General features: G+C 73.6%; 16 protein-coding genes. 6 read left to right on the forward strand and 10 right to left on the reverse strand.

All coding sequences use genetic code 11. The annotated features are described in order from the left end of the window. Positions 1-12: 12 nt before the first annotated feature. The 3 genes from IF89_RS0130525 to mfd form a co-directional block, all read right to left on the reverse strand. Positions 13-1,542, reverse strand: coding sequence for a serine/threonine-protein kinase (locus IF89_RS0130525; RefSeq protein WP_234327926.1), 1,530 nt, complete (start codon positions 1,540-1,542; stop codon positions 13-15). Positions 1,543-1,598: 56 nt separating this feature from the next. Beyond that, entirely contained in the window at positions 1,599-2,234 is a 636-nt protein-coding gene (locus IF89_RS0130530; protein ID WP_030774920.1) for a hypothetical protein, read from the reverse strand. Positions 2,235-2,401: 167 nt separating this feature from the next. Next, positions 2,402-5,938 (reverse strand): transcription-repair coupling factor, encoded by a 3,537-nt coding sequence (gene mfd, locus IF89_RS0130535; RefSeq protein WP_030774921.1) that lies wholly within the window; start codon positions 5,936-5,938, stop codon positions 2,402-2,404. Between the two features lie 209 nt (positions 5,939-6,147). On the opposite strand from mfd, the gene IF89_RS0130540 reads away from it, so the two are divergent. Further along, positions 6,148-7,599 (forward strand): DUF2079 domain-containing protein, encoded by a 1,452-nt coding sequence (locus IF89_RS0130540; protein WP_051807845.1) that lies wholly within the window; start codon positions 6,148-6,150, stop codon positions 7,597-7,599. A gap of 90 nt (positions 7,600-7,689) precedes the next feature. Here IF89_RS0130540 and IF89_RS0130545 read toward each other — a convergent pair whose 3' ends face one another. Together IF89_RS0130545 and IF89_RS0130550 are read right to left on the reverse strand one after the other, a co-directional pair. Beyond that, positions 7,690-10,275 carry an ABC transporter permease gene (locus tag IF89_RS0130545; RefSeq protein WP_030774923.1) on the reverse strand — a complete coding sequence of 862 codons (2,586 nt, stop codon included), beginning with the start codon at positions 10,273-10,275 and terminating at the stop codon, positions 7,690-7,692. Beyond that, positions 10,272-11,048: an ABC transporter ATP-binding protein gene (locus IF89_RS0130550; RefSeq protein ID WP_420706984.1), complete on the reverse strand. Its 777-nt coding sequence runs from the start codon at positions 11,046-11,048 to the stop codon at positions 10,272-10,274. Before IF89_RS0130550 ends, IF89_RS0130545 begins: the two co-directional genes overlap by 4 nt. 703 nt (positions 11,049-11,751) lie before the next feature. Between IF89_RS0130550 and IF89_RS38450 the strand changes: the two genes are divergently transcribed. The 3 genes from IF89_RS38450 to IF89_RS0130565 all read left to right on the forward strand — a co-directional run bounded on the left by IF89_RS38450 (position 11,752) and on the right by IF89_RS0130565 (position 14,486). Next, positions 11,752-13,209: an MFS transporter gene (locus IF89_RS38450; protein WP_043194619.1), complete on the forward strand. Its 1,458-nt coding sequence runs from the start codon at positions 11,752-11,754 to the stop codon at positions 13,207-13,209. Positions 13,210-13,284: 75 nt separating this feature from the next. After that, positions 13,285-14,121, forward strand: a complete 837-nt coding sequence (locus IF89_RS0130560; RefSeq protein ID WP_234327922.1) for a hypothetical protein — start codon at positions 13,285-13,287, stop codon at positions 14,119-14,121. Continuing rightward, positions 14,118-14,486, forward strand: coding sequence for a hypothetical protein (locus tag IF89_RS0130565; protein WP_158717943.1), 369 nt, complete (start codon positions 14,118-14,120; stop codon positions 14,484-14,486). The genes IF89_RS0130560 and IF89_RS0130565 overlap by 4 nt, the downstream gene beginning before the upstream one ends. 4 nt (positions 14,487-14,490) lie before the next feature. Here the strand turns inward: IF89_RS0130565 and IF89_RS47960 are convergent, their stop codons facing one another. From IF89_RS47960 to IF89_RS0130585, 5 genes are all read right to left on the reverse strand, one after another. After that, positions 14,491-14,625 carry a CGNR zinc finger domain-containing protein gene (locus IF89_RS47960; protein WP_234327923.1) on the reverse strand — a complete coding sequence of 45 codons (135 nt, stop codon included), beginning with the start codon at positions 14,623-14,625 and terminating at the stop codon, positions 14,491-14,493. A 20-nt stretch (positions 14,626-14,645) separates the two neighbouring features. Continuing rightward, positions 14,646-15,092: an ABATE domain-containing protein gene (locus tag IF89_RS38455; RefSeq protein WP_324605377.1), complete on the reverse strand. Its 447-nt coding sequence runs from the start codon at positions 15,090-15,092 to the stop codon at positions 14,646-14,648. A 546-nt stretch (positions 15,093-15,638) separates the two neighbouring features. Further along, entirely contained in the window at positions 15,639-16,499 is an 861-nt protein-coding gene (locus IF89_RS0130575) for a DivIVA domain-containing protein (RefSeq protein ID WP_234327924.1), read from the reverse strand. Positions 16,500-16,664: 165 nt separating this feature from the next. Next, the gene (locus IF89_RS0130580; protein WP_030774930.1) at positions 16,665-19,139 is read right to left on the reverse strand and encodes an SUKH-4 family immunity protein; all 2,475 of its coding nucleotides are present in this window, start codon (positions 19,137-19,139) and stop codon (positions 16,665-16,667) included. Between the two features lie 7 nt (positions 19,140-19,146). Continuing rightward, positions 19,147-20,142 (reverse strand): SMI1/KNR4 family protein, encoded by a 996-nt coding sequence (locus IF89_RS0130585; RefSeq protein WP_078628615.1) that lies wholly within the window; start codon positions 20,140-20,142, stop codon positions 19,147-19,149. A 230-nt stretch (positions 20,143-20,372) separates the two neighbouring features. Here IF89_RS0130585 and IF89_RS0130590 point away from each other — a divergent pair, with 230 nt between their 5' ends. After that, positions 20,373-20,933, forward strand: a complete 561-nt coding sequence (locus tag IF89_RS0130590) for a YwqJ-related putative deaminase (RefSeq protein WP_030774932.1) — start codon at positions 20,373-20,375, stop codon at positions 20,931-20,933. 2 nt (positions 20,934-20,935) lie between these two features. Continuing rightward, on the forward strand, positions 20,936-21,442 hold the full coding sequence (locus IF89_RS0130595; RefSeq protein WP_030774934.1) for an SUKH-3 domain-containing protein: 507 nt from the start codon (positions 20,936-20,938) through the stop codon (positions 21,440-21,442). The last annotated feature ends 375 nt before the right edge of the window (positions 21,443-21,817 follow it).

The raw sequence follows: 21,817 nt of genomic DNA on the forward strand, positions 1-21,817 counted from the left end.
CGGGCCGACCCGTCAGCGGACCTGGCTCAGCCACTGCAGGGTGCGGCGGATCTCCGACGGGAAGGGGTGGTTCGGGCCGTGCAGCCGCTCCGCGTCGAACAGCAGCCGGGCCAGGTTCTCGTGGGCCGCCGGGCGGTCGCCGAGGGAGAGCAGCAGGTGCGCGATCCGGCGGCGGATCTCCAGCGGCAGGGTCTGGTCCGGGTTGGCGTAGCGGTTCTCGAAATACGGCAGCAGCGAGCGGTACTCCGCCAGCGCGGCGGCCGGCTCGCCGAGCTGCTCCAGGCACTGCGCGGCGTCGTAGCGGAAGCGCAGCGCCTGCGGGTCGCCGGGCGCGAACTCCTCCGCGAGGCGGCGTAGTTCGGGCAGGGCGCGGCGGTACTGGCCGTCGTCCATCAGGGTGGCCGCGTACTGCTTGCGCAGGGAGCGCACGACCGGCGAGCGCTCACCGTGCTCGGCGGCCGCCGCCGGGAGGATCCCGCCGAGGATGTCCACCGCCTGCGTGAGCCGCCCCTGGTCCAGCAGGGTGCGGGCCTGGTCGACGGCTCCGGGGATGTCGGGCTTCTGCGGCACCGGCGCGGGGGTCCGTGTGGGCGTCGGCGCGGTCACGGGCGGCACGGGGGTGCCGGTCGCGGCGCCCGTCGGCGTGGGCGTCGGCGGGGTGGTCGGCCGCGGCGGGATCACCGCCGCCCGGTCCGGCCAGGGGGCCAGGGGGCGCGTGAACGGCCGGGTCGGGTCGAGCGGGCGGACCGGACCGCGGCCGTCGCGGGCCGGCAGCAGCGGGGCGAGGGCCTCGTACACCTCCTGCGCCGAGGACGGCCGGTCCTGCGGGTCCTTGGCGAGCAGGCGCATCAGGAGCGCCTCCAGCTCCTGCGGGACCTCCGGGCGCTGCGGGCGGACCGGGACGGGGGCCTCGTACAGGTGGCGGTGGAGCACGCCCAGGGCCGTGGAACCGGCGAAGGGCACGTTCCCGCTCAGGAGTTCGTACAGCAGCACGCCGAGCGCGTACAGGTCGGTGTACGGGCCCACGGCGCCGCTCATCGCCTGCTCGGGCGCCATGTACGCCGGGCTGCCGATGGGCGTGCCCGTGCTGGTGAGGCGGGTGGTGTCGGTGTCCATGACCGAGGCCACGCCGAGGTCGAGGACGAGGACGGTGCCGTCGGGGCGGACCATCACGTTGCGGGGCTTGAGGTCGCGGTGGACGATCGGCACCGCGTGCACGGCCGACAGCACCGAGCACAGCTGCGCGACGACCGCGACCGCCCACTGCCACGGGTACGGGCCGTGGGCGGCGAGGTGGTCGGCGAGGTCGGAGCCCTCGACGTAGCCCATGACGAGGAACAGCTCGTCGCCGTCGCTGCCCGCGTCGTGGACGGTGACCAGGCCCGGGTGGTCCACCTGCGCGGTGACCCGGCACTCGCGCACGAAGCGGCGGCGCAGCTCCTCGGCGACCGTGCCCGGCCCGGCGACCTTGTCCGGGCGCAGCAGCTTGACGGCGACCCGCCGGTCCAGCCGGCGGTCGTACGCCGTCCACACCTGGCCCATGCCGCCCTGTCCGAGGATGCTCGCCAGCTGGTAGCGGTCTCCGATGAGGCGGTCGGTCACTGCTGCGGATCCCGGAAGGCGGTCTGGTTCGGGTCCTGGTGGTGCCCGCCGGGCGGCGGGGTCTGCTTGCGCAGCAGCTCGCTGAGCTCGTCGAGTTCGGCGCGGACCTGCCCGATGCGCGGCGGCGGCGTCGGGTGCGGCGGCACCTGCGGGACGGCCGGCGTCGAGCCGGAGATCACGGTGGGCGCCTGCGCGGGGTTCGGGTAGCCGTAGGAGGGCGAGGTCGTCTGCTGCGGCAGGTTGTACGCAGCGGGCTGCCCCGGGTACCACGGCGCGGGCGCCGCGGCCCGGACGGCCTCGTGGTGCTTGATGTCGGCGACGAGGAAGTACACGCAGACCGCGAAGCCCGTGAGGATCGAGCCACCTGCGCCGAGGTTGCCCTGCCAGCCGTTGACGTCCGGGGTGGGATCGAGCTGGATCAGCGTCATCCAGACGACGGAGAGCACCCCGCTGACCACCAGCAGCGCCCAGTCCCGGGACCTGCGGGTGACCAGCGCGAGCCGCAGCATCGCACCCCAGGCCAGGAAGCCGCAGCTCAGGATGGGCAGCAGCATGAAGACCACGCGCAGTGTCACCACGCCGCCCGAAGTGGACTGGGGGGCGTGCTGCGGCGGAAGGCCGGGGCCGTGCATCGCTGCTCCTGACGGGCCGTGCGGAAGAGGTTTCGGGTCTGAGGGTATACAGCGTTCACGGCCACCAGTGAGGGGATGCGCGCAACCGTTGCAGGGTCGCAGCACAGCCCCGCCGCGGTGGGGCTCCGGCCGGGGCGCCCGCGCTCCCCGGCCGCTGCCGCACGCCCCTACGAGCCGAGGATCGTGGTGAGGAACTCACCGGTCCAGGCCAGCAGTTCGCGGCCGACCACCGGCTTGCCGCCGATCCTGCCCGCCTTCGGGCGGGGCACCAGGATCTGCGAGGTCGCCGGCTTGAGGACCGTGCCCGGGTAGAGGCGCCTCAGCCGCAGCTCCTGCGACTCGCGCAACTCCACCGGACCGAAGCGGATGTTGTTGCCCTGGAGGGTGATGTCGCCGACCCCGCAGGCCCGCGCCAGCATCCGCAGCCCCGCCACCAGCAGCAGGTTCTCCACCGGCTCCGGCAGCTTGCCGTAGCGGTCGGTCAGCTCCTCGCGGACCGCCTTGATGTCCGCCTCGGAGGCGGCCGAGGCGATGGACCGGTACGCCTGCAGGCGCAGCCGCTCACCGGGCGCGTAGTCGTGCGGGACGTGCGCGTCGACCGGCAGTTCGATCTTGACCTCCAGCGGCGGCTCCTCCTCCACCCCGCCGTTCTCGACGGCGGCCCGGTAGTCGGCCACCGCTTCGCCGACCATGCGGATGTACAGGTCGAAGCCGACACCCGCGATGTGCCCGGACTGCTCGCCGCCGAGCAGGTTGCCCGCGCCGCGGATCTCCAGGTCCTTCATCGCCACGTACATGCCGGCGCCCATCTCGGTGTGCTGGGCGATCGTGGCGAGCCGCTCGTGCGCCGTCTCCGTCAGCGGCTTCTCCGGCGGGTACAGGAAGTACGCGTAGCCGCGCTCGCGGCCGCGGCCCACACGGCCGCGCAGCTGGTGCAGCTGCGACAGGCCGAAGTTGTCGCCGCGCTCCACGATCAGGGTGTTGGCGTTGGAGATGTCGATGCCCGACTCGACGATGGTGGTGGAGACGAGGACGTCGTACTTCTTCTCCCAGAAGTCGACGACGACCTGCTCCAGCGCCTGCTCCGACATCTGGCCGTGCGCCGTCGCGATCCGCGCCTCGGGCACGATCTCGCGCAGCTTCGCCGCCGCCCGGTCGATGGACTCGACCCGGTTGTGGATGTAGAAGCACTGGCCCTCGCGCAGCAGTTCACGGCGGATGGCCGCGCCGATCTGCTTCTCCTCGTACGGGCCGACGAAGGTGAGCACCGGGTGGCGCTCCTCCGGCGGGGTGGTGATCGTCGACATCTCGCGGATGCCGGTGACCGCCATCTCCAGGGTGCGCGGGATCGGCGTCGCGGACATCGTCAGCACGTCCACGTTGGCGCGGAGCTTCTTCAGCTGCTCCTTGTGCTCCACACCGAAGCGCTGCTCCTCGTCGACGATGACCAGGCCCAGGTCCTTGAACTTCGTCTCCTGCGAGAACAGCCGGTGGGTGCCGATGACGACGTCCACCGATCCCTCCCTGAGGCCCTCCAGCGTCGCCTTCGACTCCGTCTCGCTCTGGAAGCGGGACAGCGCCTTCACGTTGACCGGGAACTGGCTGTAGCGCTCGGAGAAGGTCCCGAAGTGCTGCTGCACGAGCAGCGTGGTCGGTACGAGGACGGCGACCTGCTTGCCGTCCTGGACGGCCTTGAAGGCGGCGCGCACCGCGATCTCCGTCTTGCCGTAGCCGACGTCGCCGCAGATCAGCCGGTCCATCGGGACGGACTTCTCCATGTCCTCCTTGACCTCGGCGATGGTGGTGAGCTGGTCGGGGGTCTCCGCGTACGGGAAGGCGTCCTCCAGCTCGCGCTGCCAGGGGGTGTCGGGGCCGAAGGTGTGCCCGGGGGCCGCCATGCGCGCGCTGTAGAGCTTGATGAGGTCGCCGGCGATCTCCTTGACGGCCTTCTTCGCGCGCGCCTTCGTCTTGGTCCAGTCGGCGCCGCCGAGCCGGTGCAGGGTGGGTGCCTCACCGCCGACGTACTTGGTGACCTGCTCCAGCTGGTCGGTGGGGATGTAGAGGCGGTCGCCGGGCTGGCCGCGCTTGGCGGGGGCGTACTCGACCAGCAGGTACTCGCGGGTGGCGCCCTGCACGGTGCGCTGCACCATCTCGACGTAGCGGCCCACGCCGTGCTGCTCGTGGACGATGTAGTCGCCGGCCTCCAGCGTCAGCGGGTCGATCGTCTTGCGGCGGCGGGTCGGCATCCGGCCGAGGTCCTTGGTGGCGGTCCGCTGGCCGGTCAGGTCGGTCTCGGTCAGTACGGCCAGGCGCAGCACCGGATCGACGAAGCCGTTGTCGAGCGAGCCGCAGGAGACGTGGACCAGGCTCGGTTCCAGGGCGCCGAGGTCCGCCTCCAGGCGGGCGGCGATGCCCTCGCCGGCGAGGACCTCGACGGTACGGGCGGCCGGGCCGTGGCCCTCGGTGAGGTACACGGTGTGCCAGCCGTCGGCGATCCAGGCCTTGGTGTCGGCGAGCGCGCGGGCGGTGTCGCCGCGGTAGGCCTCCGGGGCGTGCATGCCCAGCTTGAGGGTGTCGGCGGCCAGGTCGGTGTCGTCAGCGGCGAACGGGGAGATCGACCACCACATCATGCCCAGCTCGCGGGCCCGGTCGCGGACGTCCGCGATGCCGCGCAGCGAGGCCGCGCCGACGTCGATGGGCGCCTCGCCGCCGCCCGCGGTGGCCGCCCACGACGCCATCAGGAACTCCTGGCTGGTCGCGACGAGGTCGGCGGCCCGGCTCCGGACCCGCTCGGGGTCGCAGACGACGGCCATCGCCCCGGCGGGCAGCACGTCGATCAGCAGCTCCATGTCGTCGACGAGGACCGGGGCGAGGGATTCCATGCCCTCCACCGCGATGCCCTCGGCGATCCTGCCGAGCAGTTCGCCGAGCTCCGGGTGGGCCTCGGCGAGGGCGAGGGCCCGCTCCCGGACGGCGTCCGTCAGCAGCAGCTCGCGGCAGGGCGGCGCCCACAGGCCGTGTTCGGCGATCTCCAGGGAGCGCTGGTCGGCGACCTTGAAGTAGCGGATCTCCTCGACCTCGTCGCCCCAGAACTCCACGCGCAGCGGGTGCTCCTCGGTGGGCGGGAAGACGTCGAGGATGCCGCCGCGCACGGCGAACTCACCGCGCTTCTCGACGAGCTCGACGCGGGCGTACGCGGCCGCCGCCAGCGCCTCGGTGACCTCGCCCAGATCGGCGCCCGCGCCCTGCCGCAGACTCACCGGAACCAGGTCGCCCAGGCCCTTGACCTGCGGCTGGAGCACGGACCGGATGGGCGCGACGACCACGCTCACGGGCCCTGCGGCGGGGTCGTCCTTGCTGGGGTGCGCCAGCCGGCGCAGGACGGCCAGCCGGCGCCCCATGGTGTCGCTGCGGGGGCTGAGCCGCTCGTGCGGCAGCGTCTCCCAGGACGGGTAGTCGACGACCTCGTCGGGCGGCAGCAGGGAGCGCAGCGCGGCGGCCAGGTCCTCGGCCTCGCGGCCGGTGGCGGTGACCGCCAGCACGGTCCGCTCGGTGCGCCGGGCCAGCGCGGCGATCGCGAAGGGGCGCGCGGCGGCCGGTCCGACGAGGTCCAGGTGCATGCGGTTGCCGTCACCGGCCGCGGTGACCGCCTCGGTGAGGGCGGCGTCCCGGGTGACGGCGTCGAGCAGTCCGTGCAGGCTCATGAGGAGGCATTCCGTCCGGTGAAGGGGCAACGCGAAGGACCCGACACGTCGTACGGGCCGGGGGTTCCACCCTACGACGGCGCCCGCACCGGCGCGCGAGGGATTCGGGCCACCGGTCGGGGCGCCGGCCCCTCCTCATCCTTGTGACGTTGCTCCCGCTCTACGATGTTGACGTAACCACCGCCTGAGCTCGCCGCGTCCCCTTCCGCATGAGTTCACGCCGAACGGCCGAGGAGCACGAGCCCGTGACGAGCGATGCCATAGCCCGCCCGGCACCGGCCCCCCAGGCCCCGCCCCCGGCGGCCGCGCCCCACCGGGCCGGACCCTGGCTGGTGGCCTGCGGGCTCTTCGCCGTCTACCTCGTGCTGTCCGTCGGCCGCTTCCGGCGCATGGACTGGGCCTCCTGGGACCTGGGGATCTTCGAGCAGGCGATCCGGGCGTACGCCCACCTCCAGGTGCCCGTCGCCGACCTGAAGGGGCCCGGGGCCAACATCCTCGGCGACCACTTCAGCCCGATCATCGCGCTCGTCGCGCCCGTCTACCGCGTCTTCCCCGGGCCGATCACGCTGCTGGTCGTCCAGGCCGCGCTGTTCGCGCTCTCCGCCGTCCCCGTCACCCGGGCGGCCGCACGGCTCCTGGGCCGGGCCCGCGGGACAGCCGTCGGCATCGCGTACGGCCTGTCCTGGGGCATCCAGCGGGCGGTGGAGTTCGACTTCCACGAGATCGCCTTCGCCGTGCCGCTGCTGGCGTTCGCCCTGGAGGCGGTCCTGGCCCGGCGCTGGCGGGCCGCCCTGCTGTGGGGGCTGCCGCTGCTCCTCGTCAAGGAGGACCTCGGCTTCACGCTGGCCGCCCTGGCCGTCGTGGTGGCCTGGCGCGCCCGCACGACCGACCGGCGCACCGCCGTGACCGCGCTCGGCATCGCGGCGGCCGCCTGCGTGTTCGCCGTACTGGTGTTCACCGTGTTCATACCGGCCTTCGCGGCCGACGGCTACGGCTACTGGCACAAGATCGACGGGGCGGGGCCCTTCGCCGGCACCGGCACGAAGCTGGCCACGCTGGGCTGGGTACTGATCCCCACCTCCGGCCTGCTCGCCCTGCGCTCGCCCCTGCTGCTGGTCGCCGCGCCGACCCTCGGCTGGCGGTTCCTGTCCGGGGACGACCACTACTGGTCCACCGACTGGCACTACAGCGCCGTCCTGATGCCCGTGGTCGCGCTCGCCCTGGTCGACGCCATCGACACCGTCCGGCGCGGCGACCGGCCGGGGCTGCGGTCCTACGCCCTCCAGCTGCCCGCGGCGGTGCTCGGCGCCGCCCTCGCCCTGGCCATGACGAGCATGCCGACCGCCAAGCTGACGGAGGCGTCCACGTACGCCAAGCCCGAGCGCGTCGCCGCGATCGAGCGGCTCCTCGACCGGATCCCCGACGGGGCCACCGTGGAGGCGGACACCACCCCGCTGACCCGGCTGACCTCCCGCTGCCGGGTCCTGTGGATCGGCGGCAGCAAGGGCGTCGTCCCCGACTGGATCACGATCGACAACGGCAACCAGTGGGCCGGCGAGGACCCGACGGCCTACGCCTCCCAGCTCCACCCCGGCGAGCGGTACACCGTGGTGGGAGAGGCCGGCGGGGTCGTCCTGATGCAGCGCGACACCACCGGCTGAGCCGCCCCGTACCGCCTCGGCGACAAAGGGCGCAGGCCCGGGACGCGTCGTCCCGGGCCTGCGCCCTCCCCCGTCCGGACGCGGTGACCGCTACTCGCTCGCGATCGCGTTCAGGACGTTCATCCGACCCGCCCGGAACGCCGGGACCAGCGCGGCGAACAGGCCCACGAAGGCCGACGCGGCGAACACCCCGATGATCGTCGGCCACGGGATCTCCAGGACCTTCAGGCCCTCCAGCGCCAGCAGCTGCTGCGCGGTGGCTCCCCAGCCCATGCCCAGGCCGAGGCCGAGGAGGGCGCCGAAGAGGGCGATGACGACCGACTCCAGGCGGATCATGCGGCGCAGCTGGCGGCGGGACAGGCCGATGGCGCGCATCAGGCCGATCTCCCGGGTCCGCTCGACCACCGACAGGGCCAGGGTGTTCACGACGCCCAGCACCGCGACGACGATCGCGAGGCCGAGGAGGCCGTAGACCATGTTGAGCAGCTGGCCGACCTGGTCCTTCAGGGCCTGCTTGTAGTCGGCCTGGTTGCGCACCAGGTACTGGGGGTACGCGCTCAGGGCCGCCTTGACCGACGAGTACGCGGCGGCGTCGGACTGCCCGTCCTTCGCCGTGGCCAGCAGCATGAAGGGCAGCGGCATCCGGTCCGCGGGAACGTTCGCCCGGGCGGTCTCGGTGCTGATGTACGCCATGCCCTTGTCGAGGTTGCCCTCGTCGCTGGTGATCGCCGCGACCTTCAGCTTGACCGTCCTGCCGCCGTCGAAGGCGACCGTCATCTCGTCACCGAGTTTGATGCCGTGCGCGGTGGCGTACAGGGAACCGACCGACATGGACCCGGCGCCGTAGGCCGCCGCGTGCTCGCCGGCCGTCATCTTGCGCCGGATGTCCTTGGCGTACGTCGGGTCGGTCGCGCCCAGGCCGGTCTCCTCGGTGGTGCCGTCGGGCGCGGTGAGCTTGACGTCCACCTGCCGGTAGGCGGTGACGTGGTCGAGGCCGGCGGTGGCGCGCAGCGCCTGCTCGGCCTGCGGCAGGACGGGCTGGCCGGACTCGGAGGCGACGATGTAGTCGGCGCCGACCGACTTGTCGAGCTCGTCGGTCGCGGAGGCGACCATCGAGGAGCCGACCACCGACAGGCATGCGACCAGCGCGAGGCCGATCATCAGCGCGGCGGCGGTGGCGCCTGTGCGGCGCGGGTTGCGCAGGGCGTTGCGCTCGGCGAGCCGGCCCACGGACCCGAAGGGCCGCAGGACCACACCCGACAGGACGCGCACCACGCCCGCGGCGAGCAGCGGGCCGATCACGATGAAGCCGATGAGGGTGAGGACGACCCCGAGGCCCAGCCAGAGGGATCCGGCCGAGGCCTTCTCGGCGGCCGCGGCGAGGTAGAGGGACGCCCCGCCGATGCCGGTGAGGACCAGTCCCAGCGCGGCGCGGACGCGGCCGGCCTTCTTGTCGCCGGGGGTGCCGGACTCGCGCAGCGCGGCCATCGGGGAGACCTTGCCGGCGCGACGGGCCGGGACGAAGGCGGAGACGACGGTCACGATCACGCCGAGGACGATGCCGGCGACGGGGGTGGTCCAGGCGACGGTCAGGTCGTCGGTGGACAGGTGCATGCCCATCTGGCCCATGAGGGCCATCAGGCCGACGGCCAGGCCCACACCGGCGGCGACGCCGAGGATCGAGCCGACCACGCCGAGCAGGAGGGCCTCGACGACCACCGACTTCAGGATCTGCCCGCTGTCGGCGCCGATGGCGCGCATCAGGCCGATCTCGCGGGTGCGCTGGGCCACCAGCATGGAGAAGGTGTTGAAGATCAGGAAGATGCCGACGAGGAAGGCGATGCCGGCGAAGCCGAGCATCACGTACTTCATGACGTCGAGGAAGGCGCCCACGTCCTTGCGGTTGGCGTCCGCGGCTTCCTTGGCGGTCTGGAGCTTGTAGGCGTCCGCGCCGACGGCGCTCGCGACGTTCGCCTTGAGCTGCTCGTCACTGACCCCGTCCCGGGCGGTCACGTTGACGTGGGTGAAGGCGTCGGGCGAGCCGAGCAGGCCCTGCTGCGCGGTGGCCGTGTCGAAGTAGACGACGGCCGCGCCCGGGTTGGTGACGGTGAAGGCGGCGATGCCGGTGATCCTGGCGCGGAGGTCACCGGTGATGGCGATGGTGCGCAGCTCGTCACCGAGCTTCAGGCCGTGCTTCTCGGCGGTGTCGGCGTCGACCATGACCTCGGTGGGGCCGCGCGGCGCCTGGCCCGAGGTGATCTTCATGGACCTGAGCTCGTTGTCGCTCCAGTTGCCCGCGATGGTCGGGGCGCCGGTGGTCGAGCCCATGTTCTCGTTCTTGGCGTTGACCACGGTGACGGCCATCGAGACGACGCCGCCTTCGGCGCTCTTGACGCCGTCGGCCTTCCTGACCTGCTCGACGACCGAGCCCGGCAGGGTCTCCGGCTTGCCGCGGTCGGGGGTCTCCTCCCCGCTCTCGGCCGCCTTGGGGCTGACGGTGACGTCGGAGTTGGTGACGGCGAACAGCTTGTCGAAGGTGGTGTTCATGGTGTCGGTGAACACCAGCGTGCCGCAGACGAACGCGACGGACAGCAGGACCGCGACGGCCGAGAGCGCCATCCGCCCCTTGTGCGCGACGAAGTTGCGCCGCGAGGTCTTCAGGACCGTGTTGCTCATGAGGTCCGCCCGCGCGCGTCGAAGTCCTTCATCCGGTCCAGGACCTGGTCGGCGGAGGGGGAGTGCATCTCGTCGACGATCCGGCCGTCGGCGAGGAAGATGACGCGGTCGGCGTAGGAGGCGGCGACCGGGTCGTGGGTGACCATGACGATCGTCTGGCCGAGTTCGTCCACCGAACGGCGCAGGAAGCCGAGGACCTCGGCGCCCGCGCGGGAGTCCAGGTTTCCGGTCGGCTCGTCACCGAAGATGATCTCGGGGCGGGCGGCGAGGGCGCGGGCCACCGCCACGCGCTGCTGCTGCCCGCCGGAGAGCTCGGTCGGACGGTGCTTGAGGCGCCCGGCCAGGCCGACGGTCTCCACCACCCGGTTCAGCCACTCCGCGTCGGGCTTGCGGCCCGCGATGTCCATGGGGAGCGTGATGTTCTCCAGGGCGTTGAGCGTGGGCAGCAGGTTGAAGGCCTGGAAGATGAAACCGATCCGGTCACGGCGCAGCCGGGTGAGCTTCTTGTCCTTCAGCCCGGTGATCTCGGTGTCGTTCAGGTGGATCTGCCCGCTGGTCACCGTGTCCAGGCCGGCGAGGCAGTGCATCAGGGTCGACTTGCCGGAGCCGGAGGGGCCCATGATCGCGGTGAACCGGCCGCGCATGATGTCCACGTCCACCTCGTCGAGGGCGACGACACGCGTCTCCCCGGAGCCGTAGGCCTTGACGACCTTCCGCGCCCGGGCCGCGACGGCAGCATGCCCTCCAGTACCCCCGTGCCTGGTTTCGGTCATTGCCGTTGTCACGGTCTGTCTCCTTCTTCGAATGCGTGCGTGTGCGTGCGTTGCGTCGCCGTGATGAGTCTGCGGCGGCGGGACCCGCGGCGCGCTGGTGCCCGTAGCCGTATCCAGCCGGGGGTTAACCCCACCCGCATCCCCCGGTTCGTAGGGTCCAGTTAAGGAGACGCCGAGGTGCCTGCACCTCCTCCGCCGGGAGGAAACAGCCCTGGCCCGTAGTGCGGAGAGACCCTTAGGGGTTGTCCGCCCTTCGGACGACCCGGCCTGAGGGATACCGTCCGCGAGGCGGCGATGAGAGGGTGTCCACCGCAACTACGTGCAAGGGGAAGGAATCTCGGTGCCGGCAGCGGACAGCACGGACGCGGGCCCGGACGGCACACCCGCCGGACCTGCGGACGCCGCCCCCGGTGCCGCCGTTCCGGCCAACGACCCCGCCCCGGCCGGAGCCGGGAGCGCGGGCACGGACGCACCGCCCGCGGGCACGGTCGAGCCCTCCGTGGGCACGGTCGAGCCCTCCGCGGGCACGGACAGACCGTCCGCGGGCACGGTCGCACCCTCCGCGGGCACGGTCGCACCCTCCGCGGGCACGGTCGCACCCTCCGCGGGCACGGTCGCACCGCCCGCGGGCACGGGCAGCTGCGGCGGCGGGGCCACGGACCGGCCGGCGGGGCGCCCCGCGACCGCCGTGGTCGCCTCCCTGATGCTCGGCATGGCCCTCGTCGCCCTCGACAGCACCATCGTCGCCACCGCCGTCCCACAGATCGTCGGCGACCTGGGCGGCTTCTCCGTCTTCTCCTGGCTCTTCTCCGGCTACCTGCTCGCCGTCACCGTCACCCTGCCCGTCTACGGCAAGCTGTCCGACACCTTCGGCCGCAAGCCCGTCCTGCTCTTCGGCATCGGCCTCTTCCTCCTCGGCTCGCTGCTGTGCGCGGCCGCGTGGAACATGGCCGCCCTCATCGCCTTCCGCATCGTCCAGGGCCTGGGCGGCGGTGCCCTGCAGGGCACCGTCCAGACCCTGGCCGCCGACCTGTACCCGCTCAAGGAACGCCCGCGGATCCAGGCCCGCATGTCCGGCGTGTGGGCCACCTCGGCCGTCGCCGGCCCCGCCCTCGGCGGACTGCTCGCCTCCGCCGCGCACTGGCGGTGGATCTTCCTGATCAACCTGCCACTGGCCGCCGCCGCCCTGTGGATGATCACCCGCCACCTGACCGAGCCCGTACGCTCCCCCGGCCGCCGCGGCCCGGTCGACTGGGCCGGCGCCCTCGGCGTCTTCGGCTGCGGCGCACTGCTGCTCCTCGCACTCGTCCAGGGCGGGGTCGCCTGGCCCTGGCTGTCCGCCCCGTCGCTGGGCCTGCTGGCCGGCAGCGCCGTCCTGGCCGCCGTGGTGGTCCGGGTGGAACGCCGGGCGGAGGAACCGATCCTGCCCGGCTGGGTGTGGCGCCGGCGCACCATCGCCGCCGTCAACCTGGCCATGGCCGCGCTCGGCCTGCTGATGGTCGCCCCGATGGTCTTCATGCCCACGTACGCCCAGTCCGTCCTCGGCCTCGGTCCTGTCGGCGCCGGACTCGTCATGTCCGTGATGACCCTCAGCTGGCCCGTCACGGCCGCCCTCAGCCAGCACGTCTACCGGCGCATCGGCTTCCGCAACAGCGCCGTCGTCGGCATCGGCCTGGCCGCGCTGGTCCTGTACTCCTTCACCCTGCTCCCGCACCCCGCCCGGCCGTGGCAGCCGGCGCTGATCATGCTGCTGCTCGGCGCCGCACTCGGACTCTTCCAACTGCCGCTGATCGTCGGGGTCCAGTCCACCGTGGGATGGGCCGAACGCGGCACCACCACCGCCTCGGTGCTCTTCTGCCGCCAGGTCGGCCAGAGCGTGGGCGCCGCCCTGCTCGCCGCCGTCGCCAACGCCACCATCGCCGCCCGCCTGGCGGACGCCCCCGTACCGGGCCTGCCGCGCCACCTCGACGACGTCGCCGAGGCCCTGGCACACCCGGGCCTGCTCCCCCCGTCCGCCGCCGACCACCTGCGCGCGGCCGTGGCCGCCGCCGTCGAGCACATCTTCCTCGGCGCGGCCGCCGCCGCCGTGACCGCCGCGCTCGTCCTCCTCCTGGTGGCACCCCGCCGCTTCCCGGTCCTCCCGGAACTGCGCGACGACTAGAGCGTGGAGCCGCCTTGTCATGGCCAGGGCAGTGGGCGACCCTCGTACGCAGCACCGTCATACGGGGGGAACACCATGACATCCGCACTGTGCGCACTGCTGTTACTGGCCGCGCTCGCCGGCCCGATCTGCCTGCGCCTGCGCCGCAACCCGGCCCTCATCACCGGCCGCGACGGACGGCTCTCCACCTCCACGGCCCTCGCCCTGGCCTGGACGGTGGTCCTGGTCTGGCTCCTGCTCGCCGTCCTGGGCCACGGGTTCACCGCGGGCGGCGGAGTGGCGTACTTCCGCGGCACCGACGGCCCCCTGTCCAACCTGACGACGGTGTACCTCCCGCTGCTGGGCGGCCCGTACGTGGCACTGATCGCCGCCAAGACCGTCGTCGGCCTGCGCGTGGAACACGGCAGCCTGGCCAAACCGCCCGCCGCGCCGACCCCGACGGGCCGACGCCCGCTGCGGGAGCTCATCGCGAACGACAGCGGACGCACCGACCTCGTCGACCTCCAGTACGTCACGCTCAGCGCGGTCACGATGCTCTACGTCGTCCTCTTCTTCCTCGCCGACGTGGGCACCGGCCTGCCCCGCCTGCCGGAGGAGATATGGGCCCTGACGGGCGCCCCGGCAGGCGCCTACCTCGTCAACAAGTTCGCCACCCGCGCCAACCCGGTGATCACCGGCGCCGCGGTGTCCGGCGGCCACGTCACCGTCGAGGGCGGCGGCTTCGCGGACGCCCGCCTCACCGTCGACGGCACCACGGTCCCCGCCCTGGCCGACCCCCTGACCGGCACCCTGACCGCCCCCCTCCCGCCCGGCTCCCACCCCCCGCTCACCCTGGTGGTGACCTCCCGCGGCCTGCGCAGCGACCCGTACTGCTACGAGGCCCCCGCGATCCCGGCCCAGCGGACCACATGAGCGTGACGCCGACCTGGCGCGCACCCCGGTCCGTCTGGACGGCGCCCGCCCACACCCGCGCACCGCACGCCGAGATCGCCACGCCCCTCGGCACGTACACGCTCTTCCGGCAGCCCGGCCGACGCCTCACCGCCACCGCGAAGGCCGAGGCGTGGGAGCCGGGTGGGCGGTCCCTGTCCTTCACGGTGCACCGCCTCCACCGGCACCTGCTCCGTCGAACGGCCGACACGACGGCGGTCGTCTCACGCACCCGCGGCGGCAGATGGGAGGCGCGCACCCTCGACCGGGGCGAGACGGCCCTCGTGTGCCTCGTCACCGTCGCAGGCCTCGACCGGCTCCTCGACTCCCCCCTCCGGGACCTCTGAGCTCTCAGTCGCCCTTGTGGCGGGCGTAGTGGCGGGCCACGCGGGCGCGGTTGCCGCAGACGCCGGCCACGCACCAGCGGCGGCGCGGGTGGGCGGGGAGGAACAGCAGCACGCAGTCGGACGCTTCGCACTCCCGCACCCGGCCGACCCTCGGGTCCGTCAGCAATGCCGGTACGCGTCAGCCAGTTCGGCCGCGAGCCGCGGGGCCGGCTCCGCATGCCTGGACACCGCAGCCTCAGGGTCCGCCTCCTCGCTCCAGGCCGGCACCCGGTGGCACGGCGCCCCGGCCAGGGCCCCGTTCAGCACGCGCAGCGCCTCCGCCGGCGGCCGCTCGCCACGCCGTACGGCATCGAGCGCCGCACGCGCCGCCTCCCGTACGGCCCGAACGGCGGCCACCTCGTCCTCGCCCACGGCGTCGACGGCGGTCAGCCGCCCCGCCTGCTCCGCGAGCCGGGCACCGAGTCCGGCGGGAGCGGCTACCAGATCGCCCTCTGCGGTCCGGGTGTTCAACAGGTCGAGGGCGAGGTGCTCACCGAGCTCATGGACGCCTCGGCGACACCGCCCACCGCCTGATCGCCCCGACCTCCCCGGCTTCGGACACACCACGACGCCCCCCGGGTTCAACCCACACCTTCGACCGGCTCGCCGACGTCGTCGAGGGCTTCAACTTCGCCCACTACCCGGCCTGGTAGGCGCGGCTGCGCCGATCCCGCACGCCCGTCCTGGTCGTCCGGGGAGCCGGCGACCCCTTCTTCACCCCGGCGGGCGCAGGCCTACCTCCGCGACGCCCCCGACGCCGAGGTCCACATCTTCGACGACGCGGGCCACTTTCGCTCTAGAGACCCACCTTCCGCGGATCGCCCCACTGATCGCAGACTTCCTCACGAAGATGCCGTAAGCAGCGGAAACGGCAGAGCGGTGCGACCTGCCGGCAACGGGACGGCGCCAACAGCCCGACACGGCCCGGGCAAGGCCACAGCCCTGCCACGGCAGAGGCACCGCAACCAACGGCCCGGCCAGGGCAAGGGCACCGCCGACGCCCGGCCAGGGCAAGGAAAGCGCAAGGGGCACCGCCAACCCACAGCCCGACTGAGCCGGGCCGCCAGGCCGAGCCGGGCCGGGCCGGCGAAGGGCCAGGCGGAACCACCGGCCTCAGCCCTCCGCAGGAGCCCGCCCCGTCAGCGTCGACAGACTCGCCCGCACATGCGCCATGTGCGCCCGCATCTCCTCCTGCGCCTCCGCATGCTCCCGCAACACCCGCTCCGTCTCCCGCGCGATCCGCTCCTGAGCCACCCTCGCCTGCGCCAGCAGCTCCGCAGCCCGCGCCTCCGCGTCCTCCTGACCGTGCCGCGCCGCCTCCTCCGCCTCCGCGTACCCCCGCCGCGCCTCCGCCAGCCCGGCCTCCGCGTACCGCTGCGACTGCGCCCACCGCGCGTCCGCCTCCGCCTCCCGCCCGGCGAGCTCCCGCCCGGCCGCCTCCCAGCGCTCCCCCTGCTCCCGTTCCCGCTGCTCCCGCTCCGCTTCGGCCCGCCGCCGCACCTGCTCCAGCACCGCCGCCGCGTCCGCCCGCCACGCGGCCGCGTCCTCGTGCGCCCCCGCCCGCAGGTCGTCCGCCTCCCGCTGCGCCCGCAGCAGCCCCTGCCGCGCCCGGACCTCGGTCTGCTCCCGCACCGCGTCCGCGTCGCCGCGCGCCAGTTCGGCCACCCGCTCGGCCCGCGCCCCGGCCGCGTCCAGCGTCTCGGACGCGTCCGCCCGCGCCTGCGCACGAACCGACTCCGCCTCCTCCTGCGCGAGCAGCAGGATCCGCCGCGCCCGCTCGCCCAGCTCGTCGTAGGTCTGCGGAGGGAGCCCGGCCACCACCTCACGCAGCCGCGCCGCCTCCGCCTCCATCTGCTTGGCCAGGACCGTCAGCCGCGCCACCCGCTCCCAGGCCTCGTCACGGCTCCCGGAGAGCCGGGCGAGATACCGGTCGACCTCTTCGATGCGGTAGCCGCGACCACGCACGGTCGCCATGGGTGCACTCATCCTGGATGCGCCTCTCTCGCGGGGATTCCCGTCAAGGATGCGCCCTTTGACCCCGGAAGCCCGAATGGCCGGGCCGAGACCCCCTCCGAGGGTCACGACCCGGCCACTGCCGCTCACGCCACGATCAGCGCGGCACGTCGCACCGGACGGCCATCACAGCAACCCGTCCCACATCTGCTCCAGCAGCACCGACCACCAGCTCTCCGGCGAGGCCAGCGCGGCACTGTCCAGCCCCGCAAGGTTCGCCTGGAAATCGACGGTCCAGCGGCCCGCCTGCTCCGGCGTCAGATGCTGACGCAAGCGCCACATGTGACCCAGCATCGCCATCGAGCGCGCGAACTGCGGCAGGCTCGAATTGACGAACTGCGGCGGCACCGGAGCACCCCCCGGACCCGCCTCCACCGGCACCGCCACGATGTGCGCGGTCCCGTACTGCACGCACAGCGCCTTGCCGAAGTCGCTGCCGATCACCAGGTACGAGCCCGCGTCCGACGCCGGCTGCACCTGCCGCTGCGCCGCCAGCTCGGCCAGCGTCGGCACCGGCTGCCCCGGCACCGCCTGCGCCCAGAAGAACGGCCCGAAATCGACCGGCAGGCCGGCCCACATCAGCGTCTGCGCCACGATGTCCGGCACGCCCTGACGGGACACCGCCCGCTGGTCGAACCGGAACACGCCCTGCGGCCCGAACGCCGCCGCCAGCTCCTGCCCGATCGCGTCCAGCGGGATCGCCGGCTGCAGCGGAACCTGCGGCAGCGGTGCACGCACCGGCGCCGGACGCGCCGGACCGTCGGCCACCTGGTGCAGCTCGCCCTGGTGGGTGAGCAGATGCCGCATGCCCTGCTGCCGGCCCGCGTGGTCCTTCCCGTACGGAGCCACGCTCGTGATCCGCACCTGCGGCCACGTCTCCCGGATCATCCGGGCGCAGTAACCGCCGGGCAGTTCACAGGACTCCAGCTCGGTGTGCAGCTCCAGCACCTGCTGCGGGGGCACGTTCATCGCGCGCAGCTCGTAGAGGATCTGCCACTCCGGGTGCGGTGTACCGGGCGCCGAGCGGCGGATGAGCTGCTGCTCGGAGCCGTCGGGAGCGCGGTAGCGCAGCACCGCCTGGTAGCCGGGGCCGACCGTGGGCGCACCCGACGGGGCCTGCGGCTGCGCCGCGGGCCCGCCGGGCGGCGGACCGGGCGGACCGGGCGGCTGCGGTACGCCGGGACCCGCGAGCATCGTCGCGGCATGGTCGAGCCCGCCACCGGCAGCCCCCGGAGTCCCGGGAGCCCCCGGCGGGCCGGGCGGCTGCGGTACGCCGGGACCCGCGAGCATGGTCGCTGCGTGATGGGCGCCGCCACCGGGGGCCCCGGGCGGACCCGGCGGACCGGGCGGCTGCGGCGCACCCGCACCCGGAGCACTCGGCGGACCCGGAGGCGCCGGCGGCTGCCCCACGACCGCCGGACCCGCCAACATCGTCGCCGCATGATCGAGCCCACGCCCCAACGACCCCGGAGCCCCGGGCGGACCCGGCGGACCCGGAGGCTGCGGCGCACCCGCCCCCGGAGCACCCGGCGGACCCGGAGGCGCCGGCGGCTGCCCCACGACGGCCGGACCCGCCAACATCGTCGCCGCATGATCGAGCCCGCCACCGGAAGGGCCGGGCGGCGTGGACGGCTGCCCCGCACCCGGAGCCCCCGTGGCGCCCGGCCGCGAGACCTGGGCCCTGCTGGTCGGCGCGTCCGCGAGGTCCTGCGGCGAGGACCCCAGGGCGGGCACGACGGCGGTCCTCGGCAGCTGGCTGCCACCGGGCATCAGCGTCGTCTTCGCCTCGGAAGCCACGCCGGGGGTCGACGGCGCGTCCTCCAGGTCCGAACCGGACAGCGGCGGCGCGAACACGGTCGCCGGCAGCGGTACGGACGCATCGTCCGTACCGGAGTTCACATCGGTGCCCGCCCACGGCGTGGCCCCGGTCGGCACGGCGGCCCCGGGAGTCGCCGGAACCCCGTCGTTGGCCGTCGGCTCGTACGGGATCTCCCCGCCCCGCCGCAACGGCACCGCATCCGCGGCACCGGGCACCTCGACCGGACCGGAATCCGCCGAAGCCGAAGCCGAAGCACCGCCCGCGCCCGTGTCCGAGTCCGAGGGCGAGCCCCCGCCCGACTCCGCCCGCGAGCCCGGGTCAGCACCGGCAGCGGCATCCGCCCGCGCCTGCACACCCGACGCCGACGCGGAGGCCGAGGCCCCGGCCCCGCCCGCCGCACGCGGAATCCCGGCCCGGTCCGCAGCCTCCTGCAGCCACTCCGGCGGACTCAGCATGAACGACGTCTGCTCCGAGTCGATCCGCGGCGGCGGCACCGACGCCTCCACCGCCGGCGCCGCAGCCGCGGCACCGTACTCCTCCTCGTAGCGGCGGATCACCTCACCCACCGGCAGGCCGGGCCACAGCGTCACCTCACCGCTGTCCCGGGCGATGACCAGCCGCTGCCGACCGCCCCCCGACACCGGACCCGCCGCACGGTCCTCCGCCCACACCACGAACCCGAGCCCGAACTCCCGCACCCGCACCTCCCGGTGCTGGTAGGCGGGCACGTCTCCGTTGATCCACTCCTCGGCGCGCTCCTGCGCCTGCGCAAACGTCACCATCGCGCCGTCACCCCTCATCCGAACCGGTGGCGGCCACCGGAACCGAACGTGCGAATCCGCCGTCCACCATCAGACCGGCCACCGTCTCGAGTTCCGGCGGGTTGCCCGCCAACCGCTCCAGAAAGGCATCGAAATCACCGCCGCACGGCAGCAACAGCCGCTCCACGCGCTCCTGCACCGACCAGCCGTCCCGGTCGCGTGCGTCGTCGTACGGGGAGAACCACACCGACCCGGTGCCCTCGCCCCTCACCTTCAGCGCGAGCAACCCGCCCTGCGCGAAGGCCACGCACAGGTAGTCCTTCGTCAGGTGGTCGCGCAGGCACTTGTTGACGTACACCAGGTCATTGAGCGCGGCCTCCTCACGCACCGTGAAGAACGGCTGGTCGACCAGCACACCCAGATCCACGTCCAGGCCCGCGCCCACCGGCGCACAGCCACCCGCCGCCTTCAGGAACGAGCGGTACGCCTCCGGCAGCCGGTAGCCGAGGTCCTCCTCGACCCCCTGCACCTGCTCCTCACCGACCGACACCACCGACTTCGGCAGCCCCATGTGCACCGGGCGCACCTCCTGCAACGGCCGCGTCCCGCGCTTGTCGTGGTCCACCGGAGCCGTCGCCAGGCCCGCATGGTGCCGCAGCAGCGCCTTCACCTCGACGGGAACGAGCTCCATGCGCCGCGAACCCGCCACGTGGTGCCAGGTCCAGCCGTGCGGGGTGGCCACCGGGCCGACCGTGTCCCACAACGCGTGGCCCGCGGCCTTCATCGCCGCGTTCGCGGACACGTAGTCGGTCAGCCGCAGCTCGTCCACGCCGAAGCCCTCCGGCGGTTCGGCGATCTCCACCGCCGCACGGGCGTAGGCCGAGAAGTCCGGATAGCCGTCGCCGTCCATCCGCACCCCGTGGGGATGCCGAGCGGCCCGGACCGGGTCCGGGAAGTGCACGACCTGCCCCGAGTAAGCGGCGTTGGGTGGCGCGGCCTGCTGCCCGAGCCGACCTGTCGTCATGGCGGTAGCCCCCTGCTGGATCTGGCTGGTTCACCACAGCCTATGCGCTGGGGCAAGAGGCTCCCCCGCCCGCGACCCGCACACCAGCCCGAGGGCCAGGAACATCCGAATTGATACGAAAATTCGACCCCGCTTCCGTATGACAGATGACATTTGGCAGGCTGTCCCCGCAGCACGGGGGCGTGCGCGAAAGCGGTCACCACCGCCGCCACGGGAGGGAAAGCGCGACCATGCAGAACACGGCAACACGTACGGAACCGGGCGACGGCACCGCCGGCGCGACGGGCACACCCACCGAAACGGGCGGCCCCACCGGCGACCCCCGCCTGCGCTGGAGCAGCAGCGACGGCCGGCCCACCCCGCCCGTCCTGCGCTTCCGCCGGGACGGCATCCTGCCCACCGTCGCCGCCGCCCTCTCCGTACGCGGCGAGACCCTCACCGGCACCGCCGGCAAGGCCGACCAGCCGCCCGCGCTCCACCCGCTCGTCCAGGACTTCCTGGACACTCTCACCAGCGGCCAGCGCGAACGCTTCACCGGCCGATGTCCCGAAGCCATCCTGCTCTCCCGCCACCTGGCCGCCGTCGAGGCCGCCCGCTCCCGGCGCGCCTCCCGCAAACCCCTCTCACCCAGCGAGGCCCGCCGCTCCCTCAAACACGCGAAGATCACCGCCCGCCGCATCCGCGAGGACGGCGACCCCCTCCACGGCAGCTACGCACCCCCCTGCCGCTCCTGCGACGCCCTCCTCGCCCACTTCGGCGTACGCCCCGTCGACCTCACCCCCGCCGAGTAACCATGACCACCACCTCCGCCTCCTACGACCGCTCCTCCACCACCCGCTTCCCGGTCGGGGTGGACTCCGCACTGCGCACCGCCGGCTGGGAACCCGGCCGCTGGGACATCAAGCAGGCCGAGTACTGGGCCGACGCCCTGCGGGACCACACCACGCCGGCCGGCCACCGCCACACGGTCTTCCCCGCCGCCGTCGAGGCCTGGGCCGAGTTCGGCGGCCTCACCGTCACCGCCCCCGGACCCGGCCGCCAGATCGCCCCGGTCCCGGTGCGCATCGACCCCCTCACCGGGCTCCACCTGGCCCGCACCTTCGCCGACCTGGGCCGGGCCCTGTCGACGGAGCTGTGCCCCCTCGGCGTCGACGCCGACGGCGGCTCCCACCTCGCCCTCGACCGCGAGGGCCGCGTCTACGGCATCGACCACACCGGCGACTGGTACCTCGGCTCCACGGTCGACGAAGCCCTCACCCTCCTCCTGACGGGCCTCCAACCCACCCGCCTCACGGCATGACCCCCACCGCTCCCGCGGGGACAGCAGACCGTTCCGGCCCCCGGGTCGGCCCCGGGCCCCGGGTTTCGCCCGTCCGGGCCCGGGTCTTCACCCTGCCGGGCGAAACACGGTCACGGCGCGGCGGAGTCGCGGTGCCGGGCAGGAGTGTCTCCTCGGCTCGGCGGGTGCCGTACTTCGCGGTGGTGCTCGGGGGTGACGCCTCGTCCTGCGGGGACACCCCTGCCCGTCCCCGCTCCGGATGCGACGAGGAGGGTTCCCCAAGCAGGCCGGCTTCGGTGGAGGGCGGTGGGGTGGGGACACGGCGGAGTGTCCCCGCAGGACGAGCGCGCGACCTCCGAGTACAGCCGCGATCGCTCGAACGCGCCGAGCCGAGGA

This window comes from Streptomyces sp. NRRL F-2664 (assembly GCF_000719345.1).
GTDB lineage: Bacteria > Actinomycetota > Actinomycetes > Streptomycetales > Streptomycetaceae > Streptomyces.

Excerpts from the sequence above, each read along its gene's own strand:
- IF89_RS0130525 (WP_234327926.1), bottom strand. The coding sequence starts at position 1,542 with ATGGGCCAGGTGTGGACGGCGTACGACCGCCGGCTGGACCGGCGGGTC.
- IF89_RS0130530 (WP_030774920.1), bottom strand. The coding sequence starts at position 2,234 with ATGCACGGCCCCGGCCTTCCGCCGCAGCACGCCCCCCAGTCCACTTCG.
- mfd (WP_030774921.1), bottom strand. The coding sequence starts at position 5,938 with ATGAGCCTGCACGGACTGCTCGACGCCGTCACCCGGGACGCCGCCCTC.
- IF89_RS0130540 (WP_051807845.1), top strand. The coding sequence starts at position 6,148 with ATGAGTTCACGCCGAACGGCCGAGGAGCACGAGCCCGTGACGAGCGAT.
- IF89_RS0130545 (WP_030774923.1), bottom strand. The coding sequence starts at position 10,275 with ATGAGCAACACGGTCCTGAAGACCTCGCGGCGCAACTTCGTCGCGCAC.
- IF89_RS0130550 (WP_420706984.1), bottom strand. The coding sequence starts at position 11,048 with ATGACCGAAACCAGGCACGGGGGTACTGGAGGGCATGCTGCCGTCGCG.
- IF89_RS38450 (WP_043194619.1), top strand. The coding sequence starts at position 11,752 with ATGCTCGGCATGGCCCTCGTCGCCCTCGACAGCACCATCGTCGCCACC.
- IF89_RS0130560 (WP_234327922.1), top strand. The coding sequence starts at position 13,285 with ATGACATCCGCACTGTGCGCACTGCTGTTACTGGCCGCGCTCGCCGGC.
- IF89_RS0130565 (WP_158717943.1), top strand. The coding sequence starts at position 14,118 with ATGAGCGTGACGCCGACCTGGCGCGCACCCCGGTCCGTCTGGACGGCG.
- IF89_RS0130575 (WP_234327924.1), bottom strand. The coding sequence starts at position 16,499 with ATGGCGACCGTGCGTGGTCGCGGCTACCGCATCGAAGAGGTCGACCGG.
- IF89_RS0130580 (WP_030774930.1), bottom strand. The coding sequence starts at position 19,139 with ATGGTGACGTTTGCGCAGGCGCAGGAGCGCGCCGAGGAGTGGATCAAC.
- IF89_RS0130585 (WP_078628615.1), bottom strand. The coding sequence starts at position 20,142 with ATGACGACAGGTCGGCTCGGGCAGCAGGCCGCGCCACCCAACGCCGCT.
- IF89_RS0130590 (WP_030774932.1), top strand. The coding sequence starts at position 20,373 with ATGCAGAACACGGCAACACGTACGGAACCGGGCGACGGCACCGCCGGC.
- IF89_RS0130595 (WP_030774934.1), top strand. The coding sequence starts at position 20,936 with ATGACCACCACCTCCGCCTCCTACGACCGCTCCTCCACCACCCGCTTC.